General features: G+C 38.6%; 15 protein-coding genes. 8 read left to right on the plus strand and 7 right to left on the minus strand.

What is annotated here, in order from left to right:
- The first annotated feature begins 25 nt into the window (after positions 1-25).
- The 6 genes from ppc to tpiA all read left to right on the plus strand — a co-directional run bounded on the left by ppc (position 26) and on the right by tpiA (position 8,602).
- Positions 26-2,791 carry a phosphoenolpyruvate carboxylase gene (gene ppc, locus DYD17_RS03585; RefSeq protein ID WP_115252738.1) on the plus strand — a complete coding sequence of 922 codons (2,766 nt, stop codon included), beginning with the start codon at positions 26-28 and terminating at the stop codon, positions 2,789-2,791.
- 214 nt (positions 2,792-3,005) lie between these two features.
- Positions 3,006-4,280 carry a cell division peptidoglycan polymerase FtsW gene (gene ftsW, locus DYD17_RS03590; RefSeq protein WP_115252739.1) on the plus strand — a complete coding sequence of 425 codons (1,275 nt, stop codon included), beginning with the start codon at positions 3,006-3,008 and terminating at the stop codon, positions 4,278-4,280.
- A gap of 70 nt (positions 4,281-4,350) precedes the next feature.
- On the plus strand, positions 4,351-4,860 hold the full coding sequence (locus DYD17_RS03595) for an RNA polymerase sigma factor (protein WP_003050022.1): 510 nt from the start codon (positions 4,351-4,353) through the stop codon (positions 4,858-4,860).
- Positions 4,844-5,923 carry an anti sigma factor C-terminal domain-containing protein gene (locus tag DYD17_RS03600; RefSeq protein ID WP_115252740.1) on the plus strand — a complete coding sequence of 360 codons (1,080 nt, stop codon included), beginning with the start codon at positions 4,844-4,846 and terminating at the stop codon, positions 5,921-5,923. Before DYD17_RS03595 ends, DYD17_RS03600 begins: the two co-directional genes overlap by 17 nt.
- A 125-nt stretch (positions 5,924-6,048) precedes the next feature.
- Complete coding sequence (gene tuf, locus DYD17_RS03605; protein ID WP_003047614.1) at positions 6,049-7,245, plus strand: elongation factor Tu; 1,197 nt, start codon at positions 6,049-6,051, stop codon at positions 7,243-7,245.
- A 598-nt stretch (positions 7,246-7,843) separates the two neighbouring features.
- On the plus strand, positions 7,844-8,602 hold the full coding sequence (gene tpiA / locus DYD17_RS03610; RefSeq protein WP_003050024.1) for a triose-phosphate isomerase: 759 nt from the start codon (positions 7,844-7,846) through the stop codon (positions 8,600-8,602).
- 279 nt (positions 8,603-8,881) lie between these two features.
- Here tpiA and DYD17_RS03615 read toward each other — a convergent pair whose 3' ends face one another.
- The 5 genes from DYD17_RS03615 to DYD17_RS03635 form a co-directional block, all read right to left on the minus strand.
- The gene (locus DYD17_RS03615) at positions 8,882-9,106 is read right to left on the minus strand and encodes an alpha-hydroxy-acid oxidizing protein (protein ID WP_176579754.1); all 225 of its coding nucleotides are present in this window, start codon (positions 9,104-9,106) and stop codon (positions 8,882-8,884) included.
- A 228-nt stretch (positions 9,107-9,334) separates the two neighbouring features.
- Positions 9,335-10,570 (minus strand): aminoacyltransferase, encoded by a 1,236-nt coding sequence (locus tag DYD17_RS03620; RefSeq protein WP_115246511.1) that lies wholly within the window; start codon positions 10,568-10,570, stop codon positions 9,335-9,337.
- Entirely contained in the window at positions 10,570-11,787 is a 1,218-nt protein-coding gene (locus DYD17_RS03625; RefSeq protein ID WP_115252741.1) for an aminoacyltransferase, read from the minus strand. The genes DYD17_RS03620 and DYD17_RS03625 overlap by 1 nt, the downstream gene beginning before the upstream one ends.
- The gene (gene yidA / locus DYD17_RS03630) at positions 11,787-12,596 is read right to left on the minus strand and encodes a sugar-phosphatase (RefSeq protein ID WP_115246509.1); all 810 of its coding nucleotides are present in this window, start codon (positions 12,594-12,596) and stop codon (positions 11,787-11,789) included. Before yidA ends, DYD17_RS03625 begins: the two co-directional genes overlap by 1 nt.
- A 479-nt stretch (positions 12,597-13,075) precedes the next feature.
- Entirely contained in the window at positions 13,076-14,377 is a 1,302-nt protein-coding gene (locus DYD17_RS03635) for an HD domain-containing protein (RefSeq protein WP_115246508.1), read from the minus strand.
- 81 nt (positions 14,378-14,458) lie between these two features.
- Between DYD17_RS03635 and DYD17_RS03640 the strand changes: the two genes are divergently transcribed.
- Complete coding sequence (locus tag DYD17_RS03640) at positions 14,459-14,866, plus strand: YwiB family protein (RefSeq protein WP_115246507.1); 408 nt, start codon at positions 14,459-14,461, stop codon at positions 14,864-14,866.
- Positions 14,867-15,193: 327 nt separating this feature from the next.
- Entirely contained in the window at positions 15,194-17,875 is a 2,682-nt protein-coding gene (locus tag DYD17_RS03645; protein WP_115252460.1) for a cation-translocating P-type ATPase, read from the plus strand.
- A gap of 54 nt (positions 17,876-17,929) precedes the next feature.
- On the opposite strand, the gene DYD17_RS03650 is transcribed toward DYD17_RS03645, so the two are convergent.
- Together DYD17_RS03650 and DYD17_RS03655 are read right to left on the minus strand one after the other, a co-directional pair.
- Complete coding sequence (locus DYD17_RS03650) at positions 17,930-18,346, minus strand: hypothetical protein (protein WP_115246505.1); 417 nt, start codon at positions 18,344-18,346, stop codon at positions 17,930-17,932.
- A 141-nt stretch (positions 18,347-18,487) separates the two neighbouring features.
- Positions 18,488-19,483, minus strand: a complete 996-nt coding sequence (locus tag DYD17_RS03655; protein WP_115276341.1) for a LacI family DNA-binding transcriptional regulator — start codon at positions 19,481-19,483, stop codon at positions 18,488-18,490.
- Between the last annotated feature and the right edge of the window lie 5 nt (positions 19,484-19,488).

A 19,488-nucleotide genomic window follows, 5' to 3' on the forward strand; every position in this document is an offset into this window, starting at 1 on the left:
AGCTAACAGAGGAGGAGTCAATAGTTTGTCACTTAAAAAGCTAGAGAGTAGTAACAACCAAGCTATTATTGCTGAAGAAGTTGCTATTTTAAAAGATATGTTGGAAAAAATCACCCGTCGAATGATTGGAGATGAGGCGTTCGCAACGATTGAAACCATTGTTGCTTTATCTGAAAAGCAAGATTATATTGGGTTAGAAACGATTATCGCAAGCATTTCTAATCAAGATATGGATGTGATTTCAAGATACTTTTCAATCTTGCCTCTGTTAATTAACATTTCAGAAGATGTGGATTTGGCTTATGAAATCAATTATCAAAATAATACCAACAAGGATTATTTAGGTAAACTTGCCTTAACTATTGATGCCGTCTCAGAAAAAGAGAATGCCAAAGACATCTTAGAACAGGTTAATGTGGTACCTGTTTTGACAGCCCATCCGACACAAGTGCAGCGCAAAACCATTTTGGAGTTGACAACGCATATCCATGATCTCCTTCGTAAGTATCGTGATGTCAAAGCTGGTGTCGTTAACCAAGAGAAGTGGCATAATGAACTCTATCGATACATAGAAATCATTATGCAGACAGATATTATCCGCGAGAAAAAACTCAAGGTCAAAAATGAGATTACTAACGTCATGCAGTATTACGATGGTTCTCTCATTCAAGCAGTGACCAAATTAATAACTGAGTATAAAAACTTGGCTCAGAAACGTGGCTTAGACTTGGTCAATCCTAAACCCATTACCATGGGCATGTGGATTGGAGGAGATAGGGATGGGAATCCTTTTGTCACAGCTGAAACCCTAAGGTTATCTGCTACGGTTCAGAGCGAAGCCATCCTGAATTATTATATTGAAAAATTAGCAGCCCTTTACCGAACCTTTTCTTTGTCTTCTACCTTAATTCAACCGAGTGCAGAAGTAGAGCGTCTGGCTAGCTTATCCCAAGACCAGTCTATTTACCGTGAGAATGAACCTTACCGTAGGGCTTTTCATTATGTGAAGTCCCGCCTTGTCCAAACACGCACTCAATTGACAGGGAACCAAGATACCACTGGACAGTCGGTCACAGCGGATCGCCTTACTCGTCAGTTAGCAATGCAAAATCAGTTAGAAGGACCTATTGCTGCCTACGTTTCGCCGGAAGACTTTAAAGCTGATTTGATGGCCATTGAGCAATCTCTTTTAAGCAATGGAGATGTTGCACTGGTTGATGGCGACTTACGCGAAGTGATGCAAGCTGTCGATATTTTTGGCTTCTTCCTAGCAAGTATTGACATGAGGCAAGACTCTAGTGTGCAAGAAGCATGTGTGGCAGAGTTATTAAAAGGAGCTAATATCGTTGAGGATTATAGCTCACTTTCAGAAACTGAAAAATGTGATCTTCTTGTGAAACAACTGACAGAGGATCCAAGAACACTATCTTCAGCAGCAGTTGCTAAGTCAGATTTGCTCGAAAAAGAATTAGCGATTTACGCAGCTGCACGTGAGTTGAAGGATAAGCTAGGTGATGAGGTCATTAAGCAGCACATCATTTCGCACACAGAAAGTGTTTCTGATATGTTTGAATTGGCCATCATGCTTAAAGAAGTTGGCCTGATTGACCAACACAAAGCTCGTGTGCAAATTGTGCCACTTTTTGAAACCATTGAAGACTTAGACAATGCTCGTGACATTATGACAGCTTACTTGAGTTACGATATGGTTAAATCATGGATTGCAGCTAATCATAACTATCAAGAAATTATGTTAGGTTATTCTGATAGTAATAAAGATGGTGGTTACCTTGCTTCAGGTTGGACCCTCTATAAAGCTCAAAATGAATTAACAGCCATTGGAGAGGAGAATGGCGTGAAAATCACTTTCTTCCATGGTCGTGGAGGAACAGTTGGACGAGGCGGTGGACCTTCTTACGATGCCATCACCTCACAACCTTTCGGTTCTATTAAAGATCGTATTCGCCTCACTGAGCAAGGGGAGATTATTGAAAATAAGTATGGTAATAAAGATGTCGCTTATTATCATTTAGAAATGCTCATTTCAGCTTCTATTAATCGTATGGTCACACAAATGCTTACCAACCCTAATGAAATTGACGATTTCAGAGAAGTGATGGATGGTATTGTTGCGGACAGTAATAAGATTTACCGCCAGCTAGTATTTGATAATCCTCATTTTTACGCTTATTTCTTTGAAGCAAGTCCTATCAAGGAAGTTTCTAGCCTTAACATAGGGTCAAGACCGGCAGCTCGTAAAACGATTACGGAAATCACAGGCTTGCGGGCTATTCCTTGGGTCTTTTCGTGGTCACAAAATCGTATCATGTTCCCTGGATGGTATGGGGTAGGATCGGCCTTTAAACATTATATTGACCAAGCAGAAGGCAATCTTGAACGTCTCCAACACATGTACCAGACTTGGCCCTTCTTCCATTCCTTATTATCGAATGTGGATATGGTGCTATCGAAATCAAATATGAACATCGCTTTTCAATATGCTCAGTTGGCAGACAGCCAAGAGGTTAGAGATGTTTTTCATGTGATTTTGGACGAGTGGCAGTTGACAAAAAATGTGATTCTTGCCATCGAAGGACATGAGGAGTTACTAGAAGATAACCCATCTTTGAAACAAAGTTTAGCTTTTCGTCTCCCTTATTTCAATGTGTTGAACTATATTCAAATTGAATTGATTAAGCGCCTGCGCAATCATCAGTTAAGAGAAGAGGATGAAAAATTAATTCATACAACGATTAATGGAATTGCCACTGGCTTACGTAATTCAGGCTAAATCCTTGAAAAGTTCTCTACCTAATTAAATTAAGGCAGCAGAAGTTTTAGGTTATCCCTAATCGTCTATTCAAAAAGGTCCCCTTTGTTTCGTCTGATGTCCTTGTCAGGCTTGCTTGGAGGCTTCTTTTTGCAGGAGATTGACTTTCACTTTTGTTTGTTCTTGAAAGATGATATAATGCTAAAAGATTATCTCAAGAAATATAGGGGAAACTATGAAAATTGATAAAAGGCACCTCTTAAATTACTCCATACTATTGCCTTACTTAATTTTATCGGTTATTGGTTTAATCGTGGTCTATTCCACGACAAGTGTTAGCTTGATTCAAGCACATGCTAATCCGTTTAAATCCGTGATTAACCAAGGGGCGTTTTGGACGTTAAGTCTGATTGCCATTATTTTCATTTATAAGTTAAAATTAAACTTTTTAACCAATACTAAGGTATTAACCTTAGTGATGTTAGTTGAAATGACGCTCTTGGTTATTGCTCGCTTCTTTACGACGGCTATCAAAGGAGCACATGGTTGGATTGTCATTGGTCCTATCAGTTTTCAACCTGCTGAATATTTGAAAATTATAATGGTCTGGTATCTGGCCCTGACCTTTGCCAAAATTCAGGAAAAAGTCAGTCTTTATGACTATCAAGCTTTGACGCGTCGTAAATGGTGGCCAACGGAATGGGGAGACTTACGAGACTGGCGAGTCTATTCCCTTTTTATGATACTTTTGGTTGCTGCCCAACCTGACTTGGGAAATGCTTCCATTATCGTATTGACAGCTATTATCATGTTCTCTATTAGTGGAATTGGCTACCGTTGGTTTTCAGCTATCCTTGTCTTGATTATTAGCTTATCAACTCTGTTTTTGGGAACAATTGCCCTCATTGGGGTGGAAAAAGTTGCTAAAGTTCCTGTTTTTGGCTATGTTGCCAAACGTTTCAGTGCCTTTTTTAATCCCTTCCATGATTTGACAGATTCAGGGCATCAGCTGGCCAATTCTTATTACGCTATGAGTAATGGTGGATGGTTTGGGAGAGGTCTGGGTAATTCCATTGAAAAAAGGGGTTATTTGCCAGAAGCACAGACAGACTTTGTCTTTTCCGTTGTTATTGAAGAGTTAGGTTTGATAGGAGCAGGGCTCATTTTAGCGCTTGTTTTCTTCCTTATCTTACGGATTATGAATGTGGGCATTAAGGCTAAAAATCCTTTTAATGCTATGATGGCCTTAGGAGTTGGTGGCATGATGCTGATGCAGGTATTTGTTAATATCGGTGGGATTTCCGGTTTGATTCCTTCAACCGGGGTAACTTTCCCTTTCTTATCTCAAGGAGGAAATAGCTTACTTGTTTTATCAGTTGCTGTCGGGTTTGTGCTTAATATTGATGCCAATGAAAAGCGTGAAGATATTTTAAAAGAAGCAGAGCTAACTTATCGGAAAGATGCTCGAAAAGAAAATAGTAACATCATTAACATCAACCAATTTCAATAAAAATCTCCTTTGAGGGGATTTTTTTGTAACCAAAATAAAGGATGACACGTTATATAAGTGTAGAAAGGGGGTGAGCCCCATCAAGTTAGAACCATATGAACAGGAACTAGTAGTTTATTCAAAAGATATTATCGCTTATTTAAAAGCATCGGGTGTGCCAGACCAGTTGGCGCGTGACATTAGTCAAGATGTTTTCCTAAAAATGTTAGAGAGTAATATTATCCTCCCACCTGAAAAGATACGTGCGTGGATGTATCGCGTTGCTGTCAGAAAATACATTGATCATTACCGAAGAGACAAGACTTATCTGGAGATTCTTCAAAGAGATTTTTTCCATCAAGAAACGGTTGTCGAATTTGAACAACCTAACTATACCCCTTTGTACGAGACCATTAGTGCCTTACCAGAAAAGTACCGCATGGTTTTATCACTTTATTATTTTGATGGCTTGTCGGTAAAAGAAATCGCAAGCATTTTGCACAAGTCCTTAAGCAGTGTCAAAATTAACTTGATGCGGGGACGAGCCTTATTAAAAGAAAAATTGAAGAAAGCAGGATATACATATGATGATTTCAACTGATTTTGAAAAGCTTGTCAAGCGACATAAACGCCGAAATATTTTTAGAACGGTAACCATTAGTGTAGTCTTAAGCCTGTTTCTTATGGTATTAGGATTTATAGGACTCAATAGACTGACTAGCAAGAACGGTCAAAGCATTCAACAGTATTATACGGTTATTTCGGAAATAGCCTACCCTAATATTAGTTATAGCAGTTGGGGCTACGATGCCACTTCCCAATTCACAGGTAATTTTGTCTCTCACCGTTTTAAAGATATTGATGGTATATCCGTTCCTTTTGAGAAATATGAACATTATTACTCTCTTATCTTAAACCAAAAATCATCAGCAAACAATAACTCATTGATGTCTGACGATAATGGTCGCTCGATGTACACAAGAGCATCCCATTATAAAGTTCCTATGTTTTTTAACAAGGGAAAAAGAATGCAACTTGGGTCGATAAAACCCACTCAAGATATTCCTCTCATCAGTCAAATGTCAGGACAAGCTGTAGAAGTAGCAATCACTTTTGATAAAGGCTATACCTTAAAAGAAATGGAACAGTTCATTCCTAAAAATTTAAAACTCAATTGGATTTGGAGCGGGGTTCAGCTTGATTATTTGGAAAGTCAATTTGGTTTTACCCCCTACTTTAATTTGGGTTTGACAGCCGAGAAACAGAAAAAGATGAACGCTGAGATTGCTAAGGCTTACCAAACCCAAAAGAATCCGGATTTGAACCCTATTTATCAAAAATATAGTCATAAAAGTGTTGTTTCTCCTGTTGAAGGGATGGAAAATAGTTATACTGCATTCCAAGATAGACTAGAACAATACTTCAAAATGGAGGAGAGTAGTCTCCAAACGGTAACGACTGAAGATGGAGAAGTTTATTCCTCTAAAGCTATGTTAAAAGAGTATTTAAAGCAAAACAAGAATCCAAAGACAGCTAAATTTGAAGGTGTCATCCTAACAGGACGCGCTGAGAATTTTGACCAATTACAAAATGCTGATTGGATTTATGCTTCAAATATTGGGCAATCCATTCAAATCCAACCCTACCATCAATTAGAAAAATAAAGAAAAAGCAAAAGGCATAAAATACTTGCATTTTCCTTAGAATTTGCTACAATAGTAAGGTAAAGTTAGACTGTATTGCCTACCGTCTATCTATAAAATATATTTTATTGGAGGCTTTTCCTAAAATGGCAAAAGAAAAATACGATCGTAGTAAACCCCACGTTAACATTGGTACAATCGGACACGTTGACCATGGTAAAACTACTTTAACAGCTGCAATCACAACTGTATTGGCACGTCGCTTGCCTTCATCAGTTAACCAACCAAAAGATTACGCTTCTATCGATGCTGCTCCAGAAGAACGCGAACGCGGAATCACTATCAACACTGCACACGTTGAGTACGAAACTGCAACTCGTCACTATGCGCACATCGACGCTCCAGGACACGCGGACTACGTTAAAAACATGATCACTGGTGCCGCTCAAATGGACGGAGCTATCCTTGTAGTTGCTTCAACAGACGGACCAATGCCACAAACTCGTGAGCACATCCTCCTTTCACGTCAGGTTGGTGTTAAACACCTTATCGTGTTCATGAACAAAATTGACCTTGTTGACGATGAAGAATTGCTTGAATTGGTTGAAATGGAAATCCGTGACCTTCTTTCAGAATACGATTTCCCAGGTGATGACCTTCCAGTTATCCAAGGTTCAGCTCTTAAAGCTCTTGAAGGCGACACTAAATTTGAAGACATCATCATGGAATTGATGGATACTGTTGATTCATACATTCCAGAACCAGAACGTGACACTGACAAACCATTGCTTCTTCCAGTCGAAGACGTATTCTCAATCACAGGTCGTGGTACAGTTGCTTCAGGACGTATCGACCGTGGTACTGTTCGTGTCAACGACGAAATCGAAATCGTTGGTATCAAAGAAGAAACTAAAAAAGCTGTTGTTACTGGTGTTGAAATGTTCCGTAAACAACTTGACGAAGGTCTTGCAGGAGACAACGTAGGTATCCTTCTTCGTGGTGTTCAACGTGACGAAATCGAACGTGGTCAAGTTATTGCTAAACCAGGTTCAATCAACCCACACACTAAATTCAAAGGTGAAGTATATATCCTTTCTAAAGACGAAGGTGGACGTCACACTCCATTCTTCAACAACTATCGTCCACAATTCTACTTCCGTACAACTGACGTAACAGGTTCAATCGAACTTCCAGCTGGTACAGAAATGGTTATGCCTGGTGATAACGTGACAATCAACGTTGAGTTGATCCACCCAATCGCCGTAGAACAAGGTACTACTTTCTCAATCCGTGAAGGTGGACGTACTGTTGGTTCAGGTATCGTTTCAGAAATCGAAGCTTAATTTTAATTAAGTTCCCAGAATAACAATTAAAGTCGGACACTTTAAATTGTAAAAAGCTCCCTTAAGGGAGCTTTTTTTGTTTTTTAAAGAATTTTAGCAATTAAGTTAAAGTGATAAATAGGTGAAGTAATATACACGATTGATAAGGAATATGAGTCAAGTGGTTTCTCACTGTAAAAAGAGAAGGAACCGTTTTTTTTATCAATTGACATTCTTTTTGCTAGATTCTTTACTGTATTCTTATTAACCCTATCTCTTTTTTACATTGTGTTTATTTGCAAATACTAATCATTGCGAAAAACTCTATGATTAAGGTGATAGGAATAAATATTTTCTAATATCTTACGTTTCCTCTCCTTATTTCTCCAGAGTGAGTAGTAGTTTGACTACCATGAGGACAAGATACAGCAATAGTATAGCCTTCCTTCTTGAAGGCAGAATAAAAGAAAAAATAAATCGTATAGGAAGTAGTGAAAAATTTTCAGAAAGCCCTTTTTTTATTTGTGAAAATATTCCTAAAATATAGCCGTTTTCTTTTAATAGCCAGTAAAATATGCTAAAATAGGAGATGTAAATAAAAAAAGAAGAGGTATGTGATATGTCACGTAAACCAATTATTGCCGGTAACTGGAAAATGAACAAAACCCCTCAAGAAGCAAAAGCATTCGTTGAGGCTGTAGCAAGCAAATTACCTTCAAACGATCTTGTAGATGTTGCAGTAGCAGCACCAGCTGTTGATTTGGTAACCACTATTGAAGCTGCTAAAGATTCAGTTCTTAAAGTTGCTGCGCAAAACTGCTATTTTGAAAATGCAGGAGCCTTTACTGGTGAAACATCACCAAAAGTGCTTGCTGAAATGGGAACTGACTATGTTGTTATTGGTCATTCAGAACGCCGTGATTACTTCCATGAAACAGATGAAGACATTAACAAAAAAGCAAAAGCTATTTTTGCGAATGGGTTAACTCCAATCCTATGTTGTGGGGAATCTCTTGAAACTTACGAAGAAGGTAAAGCTGTTGAGTTCGTCGGTGCTCAAGTTTCTGCGGCTCTTGCAGGTCTTTCTGAAGAGCAAGTAGCTTCACTTGTTTTGGCTTATGAGCCAATCTGGGCTATTGGTACTGGTAAATCAGCTACTCAAGATGATGCTCAAAAAATGTGTAAAGCTGTTCGTGACGTGGTTGCAGCAGACTTTGGGCAAGAAGTTGCTGATAAAGTTCGTGTTCAATACGGTGGTTCTGTAAAGCCTGAAAACGTTAAAGATTACATGGCTTGTCCAGATGTTGATGGTGCTCTTGTTGGTGGCGCATCATTAGAAGCTGATAGCTTCCTTGCTTTGCTTGATTTCCTTAATTAAATAACTATTTTAGGTTGATAGAAAAACAAGAAGGTCTGAATACCTTCTTGTTTTTTTTATATTAGTGTTAAGAGTAACCAAGATAGTGCTTACTAAGTAATCATACTCTATCAGACTGAGAGAATTACTTAACGGGAGTTAATGTATTAAAGCGGCTTTTAAAACATTTAGATTATTTCCGTACTTGTTAACTACATAATACATCTTGAGCTCTTAATTAAGTTATTCTACAAAGTTTAACGTCTCCATAGATATTTATATCTCACTTCCAGCAACAACCTACTTATCATGAGAGAGAACTAATCCTTGAACTACAGTAGGTGCAGCGATAATTGGCATTGTAAGGAGAATGCTGAGTAAAAAAGTTTTTATGGAAGGATTTTCTACAGTTGTTAGAACTCTGGGGATAATTTGCACATGATTAAAAGAGTTTGTGTTTTCATGAAGGGTCCATTCATCTTCAGAACCGTCCGCAATGTATCCAAAGCCTCCTTTGGGGATAATTTGTGGGCACGTTGCTGTAAACTTGTAAGGTTTAGAATTTTCAAACGCTCTTCACAATCTGATCGCTGTTAGCCATTAATCATCGTCATCATTTTAGGACTCATTTCTATTATCCAACAATTAACTATTGATGAAGATATTACTAAAATAAGGCTACCTAGTGACAAGAGCAATGAAAAAGTTTTAGGATTCATATGAAATCCTAAAACTTGGATAATATTGAAATTGCTAATAGCGTCTCAATACCTTCTTGATGAATTGAATCGATTGAAACAGCATAGGTCTTGGATAGTATCGAAAAGTTCCTGGTTTTTGTAAAATATAACCATTAAAGTTTTGTTTGAACCTTAAAACACCATCTGAGCCATCAAATTCACCAGTGATACCGAGAAAATTATAGGTTTTAATTCCTTTGGCTATAGCGTCTAACATAGCATGTTCTTGAAGAAGAGCAGGGGCATAAAATCGATTAAATTCTGGGTAGGAGCCTGAAAAGAGATAAACTGCCTCTTGAGGAGTGTACAAAAAGAGACTACCTGCGAGAATCATTTCTTTGGCACCATACTCTTTAAGAAAATCAAGGGCTTCAGAAATTCTGACGTCAAAGGTCTCAAATTGACTTGATAATTCACGAAGTTGATTTTGTTTTTTTTCAGAATGAGGGTGAATCATAAGCTCATTATCAAGTTTTTCAATTCTTCCCCAAAGTTGATTTTGTTTTTGCTTGAGGTTAGTCAAATAGTCATTGAAATTAAGAGTTGCTACCATGAATTCACAATATTCTCCAAAACTATCATAAAAATCTTGGTAATAAGATAAGGACTTATCAGAATAATCTCGACGATCTGACGTGGCAGTGGTAATCTCTTTGAAATGGTGGAGCTCATCTCGGTTGAGTGAACGTAAGGTAATGCCAAAAGTATTTGCTTTTTTGAGTAATGCTTTCCCCTTTTTGCTGAAAGATTGAGGTAGTCGAGAAGGAGTGATTCCCTCTAATTTTTTAACATAATGCCAAACGGGCTCTCCTTCTGGATAACCAGTTTTAAAACCATCATGTTGAAAACCTAAGGACGTTAGAAGCTCAATCAATTCTTCATTTGTTTCAGAAAGAGGGTTACCATTGCTATCAAATTGCTGATAATCATCATAAGGTTTCACAACGCATTCGATCACATGATGTTTTTTAGCATAATCTTTGAGTTGGCTGTAAAACTCTTTCAAGTACTCTGGGTAATTGGTATTGGGACCAGCATTAAGTTCAAGACGCCAGCCTCCTAAGACTTTTTGAAGAAAGATTAGGGCAGCAATTTTTAGTTTGCCATCTTTTTCAAGGCCTAGAAAATGGGGCTCTGCCCCTCTTTTCATCAATAACTTAGCCATTTCGGGCGTCTGAATAAAGGAATGGCGTTTTAAATTTTGGCAGTAATGAGCAAATCTTTCTTGGGATATTTCGATTAGTGCCATCAGTGGTGTGTGCTCCTTATTTTTTTTCGTAGGTTATAAGCGGCAGTAGCTAATTTGGAGATGGTGTTCACAGGAATATTAAATTCACCGGCGAATTCTTCGATGGTTGGGTTTAATCTAGCTTTGAAATGGTAGAGGCCGCCATTTAACTGGTTTTCCACCCCCCCCAGATTATGCCATCGGCAGCCTCGCTGAAAGGCTTCCTTAGCCGTATGATACCAGGTAAGTAGGGGGGCTTGATAGTTGCGGTAATCATCATCCATTCCAGCATAAAGATTTTCTGAGGTATCCCCATAAATTAAGGTTAAGGTCGCAGCTAAAGGAATACGCTCTTGTCCTTTTAAAAGTTGTGTATTTAAGACTGCTAGCTCTTTCTCAAGTCGCTCAATAGTCTTTTGATTCTCAGTGACTTTGCTAGGCTTGCTTTTTTCATTAAATTTGGCTTGTTCTGCGCTTGCTTTGTCTAATTGTTGAGAAAGAAGAGCTTGCTGTTTGGGTAAATCTAGGAAGGCCATGGTAATGTAAGAGTAATTAGCATAAGTGGTCAGTAACTTATGATAATAGGACTGCCCCCGTAAAATAATCCCTTTTCGCTCTTCTGTCTTAGCCATGAGGCTAGAAAAATCATCTAGCAATTCAGCTCCTCCGAAAATAATCTCAACCCCTTTGTTGGTCGCAGTGCGAATGGATTGTTTTGCTTTTTTGGACAGGTTCTCAAACTCAAAGTCTTTGGCGTAGATATTAGCCTGTACTCTTGGTTGAATCGTTTCATCAAGCTTTTTTGTTCTCCCAGACCATTCCAGCCCAAGTTGTTTTAAAAAAGCGATGATTGAGAGGGTGAAGTCATTTTCTTCACTATCTACTCCTAAAAATGACTGTTTGATTTGTAAACTTGGGTCCATTTTAACAAAGAGAGCGCGCTTGCTTTTTCCAAAAATTTTGAGGGTTTTAATCACAAAATCAAGGAGTTCAAAATTGGCGTAATCCATAATTGGTCCACGAGGGATATAAATCATGCTAAACCCAAGAGGAAGTGGCCTGATCAAGCAAGCAGCAGCGGCTACTTGAATGCCATCTTCGTAAAACCCAATCCGTTCATGTTTCCAATTATCTTTGACGTGTCCCCAATCCGAACTTTGTAGCAGGTTTACTTGAGGATGAGACAAGACAAATTGATCGTGTTCTTCAGGAGATATTCCAATTTTATACGTATACATTATTTTAACACCCACTCGCGAATAGCATGTGCCACACCACTGTCATTGTTTGATTTAGTGATATACTTGGCAATTTTTTTTAATTCAGGAACCCCATTTTCCATCACAACAGGGTTGGCAACAACTTCTAGCATGGCACGATCATTCTCAGCATCACCAATGGCCATGGTTTGTGACATGTCTAGTCCAAGCTTTTCAGCTAAATGTTTAATGGCATTACCTTTGCTGACGGTTTTGGGCATAAACTCTAAGTAGAACGGTGTTGACTTGACAATCGTGTAGTGATCAAAGAAGTTTTGAGGGATAAGCTTGATTGCTTCGTCCAGCAATTCGGGGTCATCGACCATCATAATCTTGATGATTTCTTTACCTGTCATTTCCTCTGGAGTTCGGTAGAAAATCGGCATGTTTACTAAAGTTGACTCGTGCACGGTGTATTTGCCAATATTACGATTAGCGGTAAAGATACCTTCTTTGGTAATCGCATGCATATGTATGCCTAGTTTTCGGCTTAAGTATTCAATCTCTAAATAGTCTTCATAAGTCATCAATTCTTTAACAACTTCTTCGCCAGTCTCAGCATCTTGCACCAATCCGCCATTAAAGGTAATGACGTGGTTTCCTTGATGATTAAGTTCTAACTGTTCGAGTAATGAAACTACTCCGGTAATAGGTCTGCCAGTAGCAACTACCACATGGACACCTTGAGCCTTAGCTTCTTGGATAGCTTGAAAAACGTCATCGGTGATACGGCGGTCATCGGTGATTAATGTGCCGTCAATATCGACAGCAACCAATTTGATAGACATCGCATTCTCCTTACTTATACTTAACTGTCATTATAAAAATGCTCTAAACTCTATCATACTAAAAATAGGTGTTTTTGTCATGAAATAGAAGAAGGAATGGAGTGAAAAGTAAGAGAAAACGTTTTAGTGTAGGATGATTTTTGTCATTACCATCAAAAAAGATTGAAGAAGGTCTTCTACACCAATCTCTGGATAAAGCACCTTTAAGAGAATTTGTGCACAATGTTATCAAAAAATAGTATCACTTTTTGCATTGTATGAGTCATAGGCGAGTGAAGCAATCCAAAATGCGATACGTTACATCGCAGCAAAAACGCTAGAAACATGATGTTTCTGGCGCTCGGAGATTTTTAGACCTAGGCTCAAAATCTAGGTATGAAATCCCGTCGGGAGTTGCTATCATCTGTGCTACCTAAGTCAAGTATCCTAAAAATATTAACTTTCAAGAAAGCAGACTTTTTCTTCAATTTAGAAGGACTTTAATTACTGAAGTGAAAGTGTCCATTGGAAATGTAACTAATAAAGGCTTCCTTACTAGAGGCAAACAGATCATCTAGCTCTAACATTTCCTTTGGAAAATAAAAGCGGCGATCTCCGTAAGTGGTACCTGTTAGGGCTTTGACAATAGGTGATAATTGTGACAATTCAGCACGGCTGCCATCTTGTTGTACCATTTCGATTTGAGTTCTTGGATTTGCTAGTTCTGGTCGGTAAATATCATAAGGTAGGTCAAAGTTAACATGGATACCAGTGTAATAATCAGGGTCAAAACCTACAGCCTCCACTAGCTGTCGTAAGCGCTCTAAATCTTCTTGTGACTCTTGATCAAAGGTGACCGATTTGAGAATTTTTCGGTTGATGAAGCGACCAGCTAAATCTGATAAAATATGGTCTTCGCTTGCCATCCAAACTTGGAAGTAAGTGTTCATTACCCCATCATCTAAAGAAAGGTAATCGGTTAGTTTGGCATTTTTCTCAAAGAAAGGAATAAGACCAGGCGCTGTTTTTTGGAAATAGGCTTTTTGCTCAGGATATAAGGTTTTAGCCCGTTTAAGAAGGTTTTGCAAGATAAGTTCCACGGCACGGCTAGCAGGATGAAAGTAAACCTGCATGTACATTTGAAATCGGCTCACGATATAGTCTTCCACAGCATGCATGCCACTGCGGTCAAAGACGATTCCCCCGTCAACAGGACGAATCACTCGTAGAATTCGCATCAAATCAAACTGGCCATAATTGGCAGCAGAGAAGTAAGAGTCTCTCAGCAGATAATCCATGCGATCACAATCAATTTGGCTAGAAATGAGCTGAACGACTTGTTTATTAGGATAGGTATGGTTGATGACACTAGCAACCTTACCCGGAAAATCAGGAGAATGACGCACTAAAATAGCATTAATCTCCGTTTTAGGATTAGTAATAATCTCTTGAGTAAAGGCCTCATGGTCTGTATGAAAGAGAGTCTCAAAGGTGTGGGAATAAGCACCATGACCAATGTCATGTAGGAGGGCAGCCGTCATGGTAACAAGACTTTCATCTTTGTTCCAATTATCAGGATATTTTTCCTCGAAGATTTCGGTGACACGCCGGGCAATTTCATACACCCCTAGACAATGGGAAAAGCGGCTATGCTCTGCTCCATGAAACGTAAACGCAGTTGTAGGTACCTGCTTGATGCGTCGTAACCGTTGAAATTCTTTGGTATTAACAAGATCATAAATAAGCTGATGATTAATATGGATATAGTTGTGAACGGGGTCGCGAAATACTTTTTCATTCATGGTTTATATTATACCAAAAATTGAAAAAATAAGAAGAAACTGATAGAATAGACAGACGAGACTAGAACAGAAAGAGAAGTTATGAAATTACAGATAAGGAATCATATTCGATTTGGGGATGACACAGAAATCATCCATGAAGTTCACGATGCTGAGTGGCGACAAAAAGGTGATTACCAATACCTGATTTATCAAAATGATGAGAAAGAGAAAGTTGTTATCAAGTATAATGAGAACGAATTAACCATGAGCCGTTTTTCGACCCCTCAGTCCATCATGAAATTTTTTGCAGGTAAAAAGGTTTTGATTGCCTTACCTACGCCGATGGGGATTCAACAGTTTTTAACAGATACCAGACATTACCAATTGAATCATGAGAGACAACATTTGACTCTTCATTATGACTTATTACAAGTTCATACGGAAGCATCTTTTGCCAGTTATCAACTGGAGTTAACTTGGACCTTTCCTGAGACTGATGACGAGTAATCAAAAATCATCAGATAAAAAAGTGATAAAAGTCCTTAAATAACACCAAATATAGTTAAAATATAATAAAAAACAACAAATAAAACCAAAAATCGTCAGATGATTTTTGGTTTTTTCTCTATCTTTTAGTGTTTTTTTCTTGTTTTTCGTTAATATTTTTACTATAATGATTATTATATCAAGGGAGTAGCAGACGGTTAGCCGTGATTGTATCGTCAATACGGAATTTCGATTTCCGGTACAATCTGAAACAGCGAGACTTGTTTAAGAAAAATAAACAGGTCTTTTTATTTGAACATGGGATAAAAAGACCAAGGGGGTACTAATTTGTCTAAAGAACAAAGACATGAAGCGTTTTATACGCAAAGTGAAGAGACCGTACTGGCTCAATTAGAGACCAGTCGCGAAGGCCTTACGTCTGTACAAGCAAAAGAGCGCTTAGCAGAGTATGGACGTAATGAGCTTGATGAAGGCGAAAAACGAAGTTTATTCATGAAATTCCTTGATCAATTCAAAGATTTGATGATTATTATTTTAATTGTAGCTGCCCTTCTTTCAGTTCTTACAGAGGGGATGGAAGGCTTGACAGATGCCATCATTATCTTGGCCGTTGTTATCCTAAATGCCGCTTTTGGTGTTTACCAAGAGGGACAAGCTGAAGCTGCTATTGAAGCCTTGAAATCAATGTCAAGTCCACTTGCTCGTATTCGCCGTGATGGCCACGTGATCGAAGTGGATTCTAAAGAATTGGTTCCTGGAGATATTGTCTTGCTAGAAGCAGGAGATGTTGTCCCTGCTGATATGCGCTTGTTGGAAGTTAACTCTTTAAAAATCGAGGAAGCAGCTCTTACTGGAGAATCTGTACCGGTTGAGAAAGATTTATCAATAGCTGTTTCAGAAGATGCAGGTATTGGTGACCGTGTCAATATGGGATATCAAAACTCAAACGTCACATACGGTCGCGGAATCGGAGTTGTTACCAACACTGGAATGTATACAGAGGTTGGGCATATTGCTGGCATGCTTGCTAATGCTGATGAAACAGATACACCATTGAAGCAAAACCTTGACAATCTTTCTAAGATTTTGACTTATGTGATCCTTATTATTGCAGCAGTGACTTTTGCTGTGGGAGTATTCTTGCGTGGGCAACACCCTCTTGAAGGCTTGATGACTTCCGTTGCACTTGCTGTTGCAGCGATTCCAGAGGGACTTCCTGCGATTGTTACTGTTGTGCTTTCTCTTGGGACTCAAGTACTTGCTAAACGTAACGCCATTATCCGTAAATTACCAGCTGTTGAAACGCTAGGATCAACTGAAATCATTGCTTCCGATAAAACGGGTACCTTGACAATGAACCAAATGACCGTTGAAAAAGTTTATACCAACGGGACACTTCAAAGTTCATCAGCTGATATTGCCTTTGACGATAATACCCTTCGTGTGATGAACTTTGCTAATGATACTAAAGTTGATCCTTCAGGGAAGTTAATTGGTGACCCAACAGAAAAAGCTTTGGTACAGTTTGGATTAGACCACAATTTTGACGTACGTGAGGCTATGGTGGCAGAACCACGTGTGGCAGAATTGCCATTTGATTCTGACCGTAAGTTGATGTCGACCATTCATAAACAAGCTGATGGCAAATATTTCATCGCAGTTAAGGGTGCGCCCGACCAATTGTTGAAGCGTGTGACCCAGATTGAAGAAAATGGGCAAATTCGTCCTATTACTGACGCTGATAAACAAGCCATTCTTGATACCAATAAGAGTCTTGCTAAACAAGCCCTTCGAGTCTTGATGATGGCTTACAAATATTCGGATGCTCTTCCAACACTAGAAACAGAAGTTGTTGAGGCTAATCTTGTCTTCTCTGGTTTAGTAGGAATGATTGATCCTGAGCGTCCTGAAGCAGCACAGGCTGTTAAAGTAGCTAAGGAAGCTGGCATTCGTCCAATCATGATTACTGGTGACCATCAAGATACGGCAGAAGCCATTGCCAAACGTCTTGGTATTATCGAAGAAGACGGCATTGATCATGTCTTTACAGGTGCTGAACTCAACGAATTATCAGATGAAGAGTTTCAAAAAGTCTTTAAACAATATTCCGTGTATGCCCGTGTATCTCCTGAGCATAAAGTTCGTATCGTTAAGGCTTGGCAAAATGAAGGTAAAGTTGTTGCCATGACTGGTGATGGGGTTAACGATGCACCATCTCTTAAAACGGCAGATATTGGTATTGGAATGGGAATTACGGGTACAGAGGTTTCTAAAGGGGCTTCTGACATGGTTCTTGCCGATGATAACTTTGCAACCATTATTGTAGCTGTTGAAGAAGGACGTAAGGTCTTCTCAAACATTCAAAAAACAATTCAATACTTGCTTTCTGCAAACATGGCTGAAGTCTTTACCATCTTCCTTGCAACCTTGTTTGGTTGGGATGTTCTTCAACCAGTTCACTTGCTTTGGATTAACTTGGTAACAGATACGCTACCAGCTATTGCCTTAGGTGTTGAACCTGCTGAACCAGGTGTGATGAAACACAAACCTCGTGGACGTAAATCAAGCTTCTTCGATGGTGGCGTGAAGGAAGCCATTCTTTACCAAGGTGCCTTCCAAACCATGCTGGTTCTTGGGGTTTATGGTTTTGCCTTGATGTTCCCAGAACACACAAGCTACCATGATGTCCATGCAGATGCTTTGACCATGGCTTATGTGACCCTCGGTTTGATTCAGTTGGTACATGCCTACAACGTGAAATCTGTTTACCAATCCATCTTTACTGTTGGATTGTTCAAAAATAAATTATTCAACTACTCTATTCCAGTAGCGTTTGTTGCCTTAATGTCAACTGTTGTTGTGCCTGGATTTAATAAATTCTTCCACGTGACACACTTGACAATTACACAATGGTTAGTCGTTGTTATTGGAAGTCTCTTGATGGTAGTTCTTGTTGAGCTTGTCAAAGCTGTTCAGCGATCACTTGGTCAAGATGAAAAAGCAATTTAATAGACGCTAAAAGGTTTGAGACAATTGTCTCAAACCTTTTTTGTGGTTGACTAGTTAAGAGTGCAAATTGGGGTCATTTTTGATCAAACAGTAACGAGGGATTAGATTAAGTATTCCAATGAAACAAGCATTGAGTAGCAGAGAATATTTTTGGTAAAGAGGAGGCAATTGAGTCTTTGAAAAAGTTAGGAACATCACAACGAAAAAGTAGAGTAAAGTCATTATAGTAGCAATCCTAAAGTAAGGATTATTGACAATAAAAATGGTATCTCCGTCTTGAACTTTAATAGAGGGGAAACTCAACCTATTGCAGGATAAAGAATAAGTTTCTGAGCCATTAGTTTTCTTGGGAAGTGAGAGGGTTATGGAACTATGATTAGGAACAGTAGTCAGATAATCTTTATTGATAAAAATCACTTTATCTTCTAGTGAGTTGAGAAAGGATAAGTTAGAAATAATGGTGATTGTCATGATAAACCTCTTCTGAATGTCATTTCTACTGGATACTTTCATGGCAGTAACTTTTTATCATGTTTAAGAAGAGCGACAACAGATGATATCAATCTATTTGTTGCTATTCAGTAAGTTCACTTAATGAGTAGCAAAGGGGAATCAGAAGGTTGATTCTTGCCAGTTAACTTGACAGTCGAAAATCTGTTGTTTCGCTTCTTTGCTATGACCCTCAATATCATCAATTAAAATCTTGGTTGCTTGCTCTCCTTCTTCATAAGCTGGTTGAATAATAGTGGTTAAACTTGGAGAGGAGAATTTTGTCCACTCGGTGTTATCAAATCCTACTAAACCAGTTTCTGGTAGACTGATATTTAGGGCTTTCATGGCTGTAAAAACCTTGGGCAGAGCCCAGCAGTTAGGGACAAAAATCAAACTTTGATTCTTTAAAGAAGTCTGTAAAAATTGAGCAATTGCTTCTGAAGAGGTTTGATTTTCATCGATAATCATTTGTTGATACTTAAGGTGGTTAGCTTCTAAGACATCAATAAAGCCCGAAGCTCGTTCAATGCGTGTGCTCAAGAGACTAGGATTACCAGTAATCATGATGAAATGTTGGTACCCCTTGTTGATACATTGTTGAATAGTATCGTAAACCGCATCATAATTATTGGTTTTGACCCAGTTTGTACGATGTTCGTAAAGCTGGCTATCAAAAAAGACCACTTTTTTCTTCTTAATATCGATAATGCGAGAATATTTTCTGAAATTAGAGGTAGGCTGAATGATAAAGCCATCCACTCCGAGGTTCAGCATCTTTTCAATGAGTTCATCTTCGCGAGAGGGGTCGTAGTTGCTGTTTCCGATGATAATTTGGTAACCAAATTCCTGGGCTTTGCTTTCAATTCCCTTAACAATTTGATTGGAAAAACTATTGGTAATATCACCAATAACCACGCCAATGAGTTTGGTAGATTTGGCGTTTAGACTTCTGGCAGCAATGCTTGGTTTATAGTTGGTAGCTTCAATCGTGCTTTTAATGCGATTTTTAGTTTCCTCTGACATCTTGTCAAATTTACCGTTCAAGTAAAAGGAAACTGTCGTTTTGGAAGTTTTAGCCAATTCAGCAATATCTTTGATGGTTACTTTACGCTGCATTGCAT

This window comes from Streptococcus dysgalactiae subsp. dysgalactiae, from assembly GCF_900459225.1.
GTDB lineage: Bacteria > Bacillota > Bacilli > Lactobacillales > Streptococcaceae > Streptococcus > Streptococcus dysgalactiae.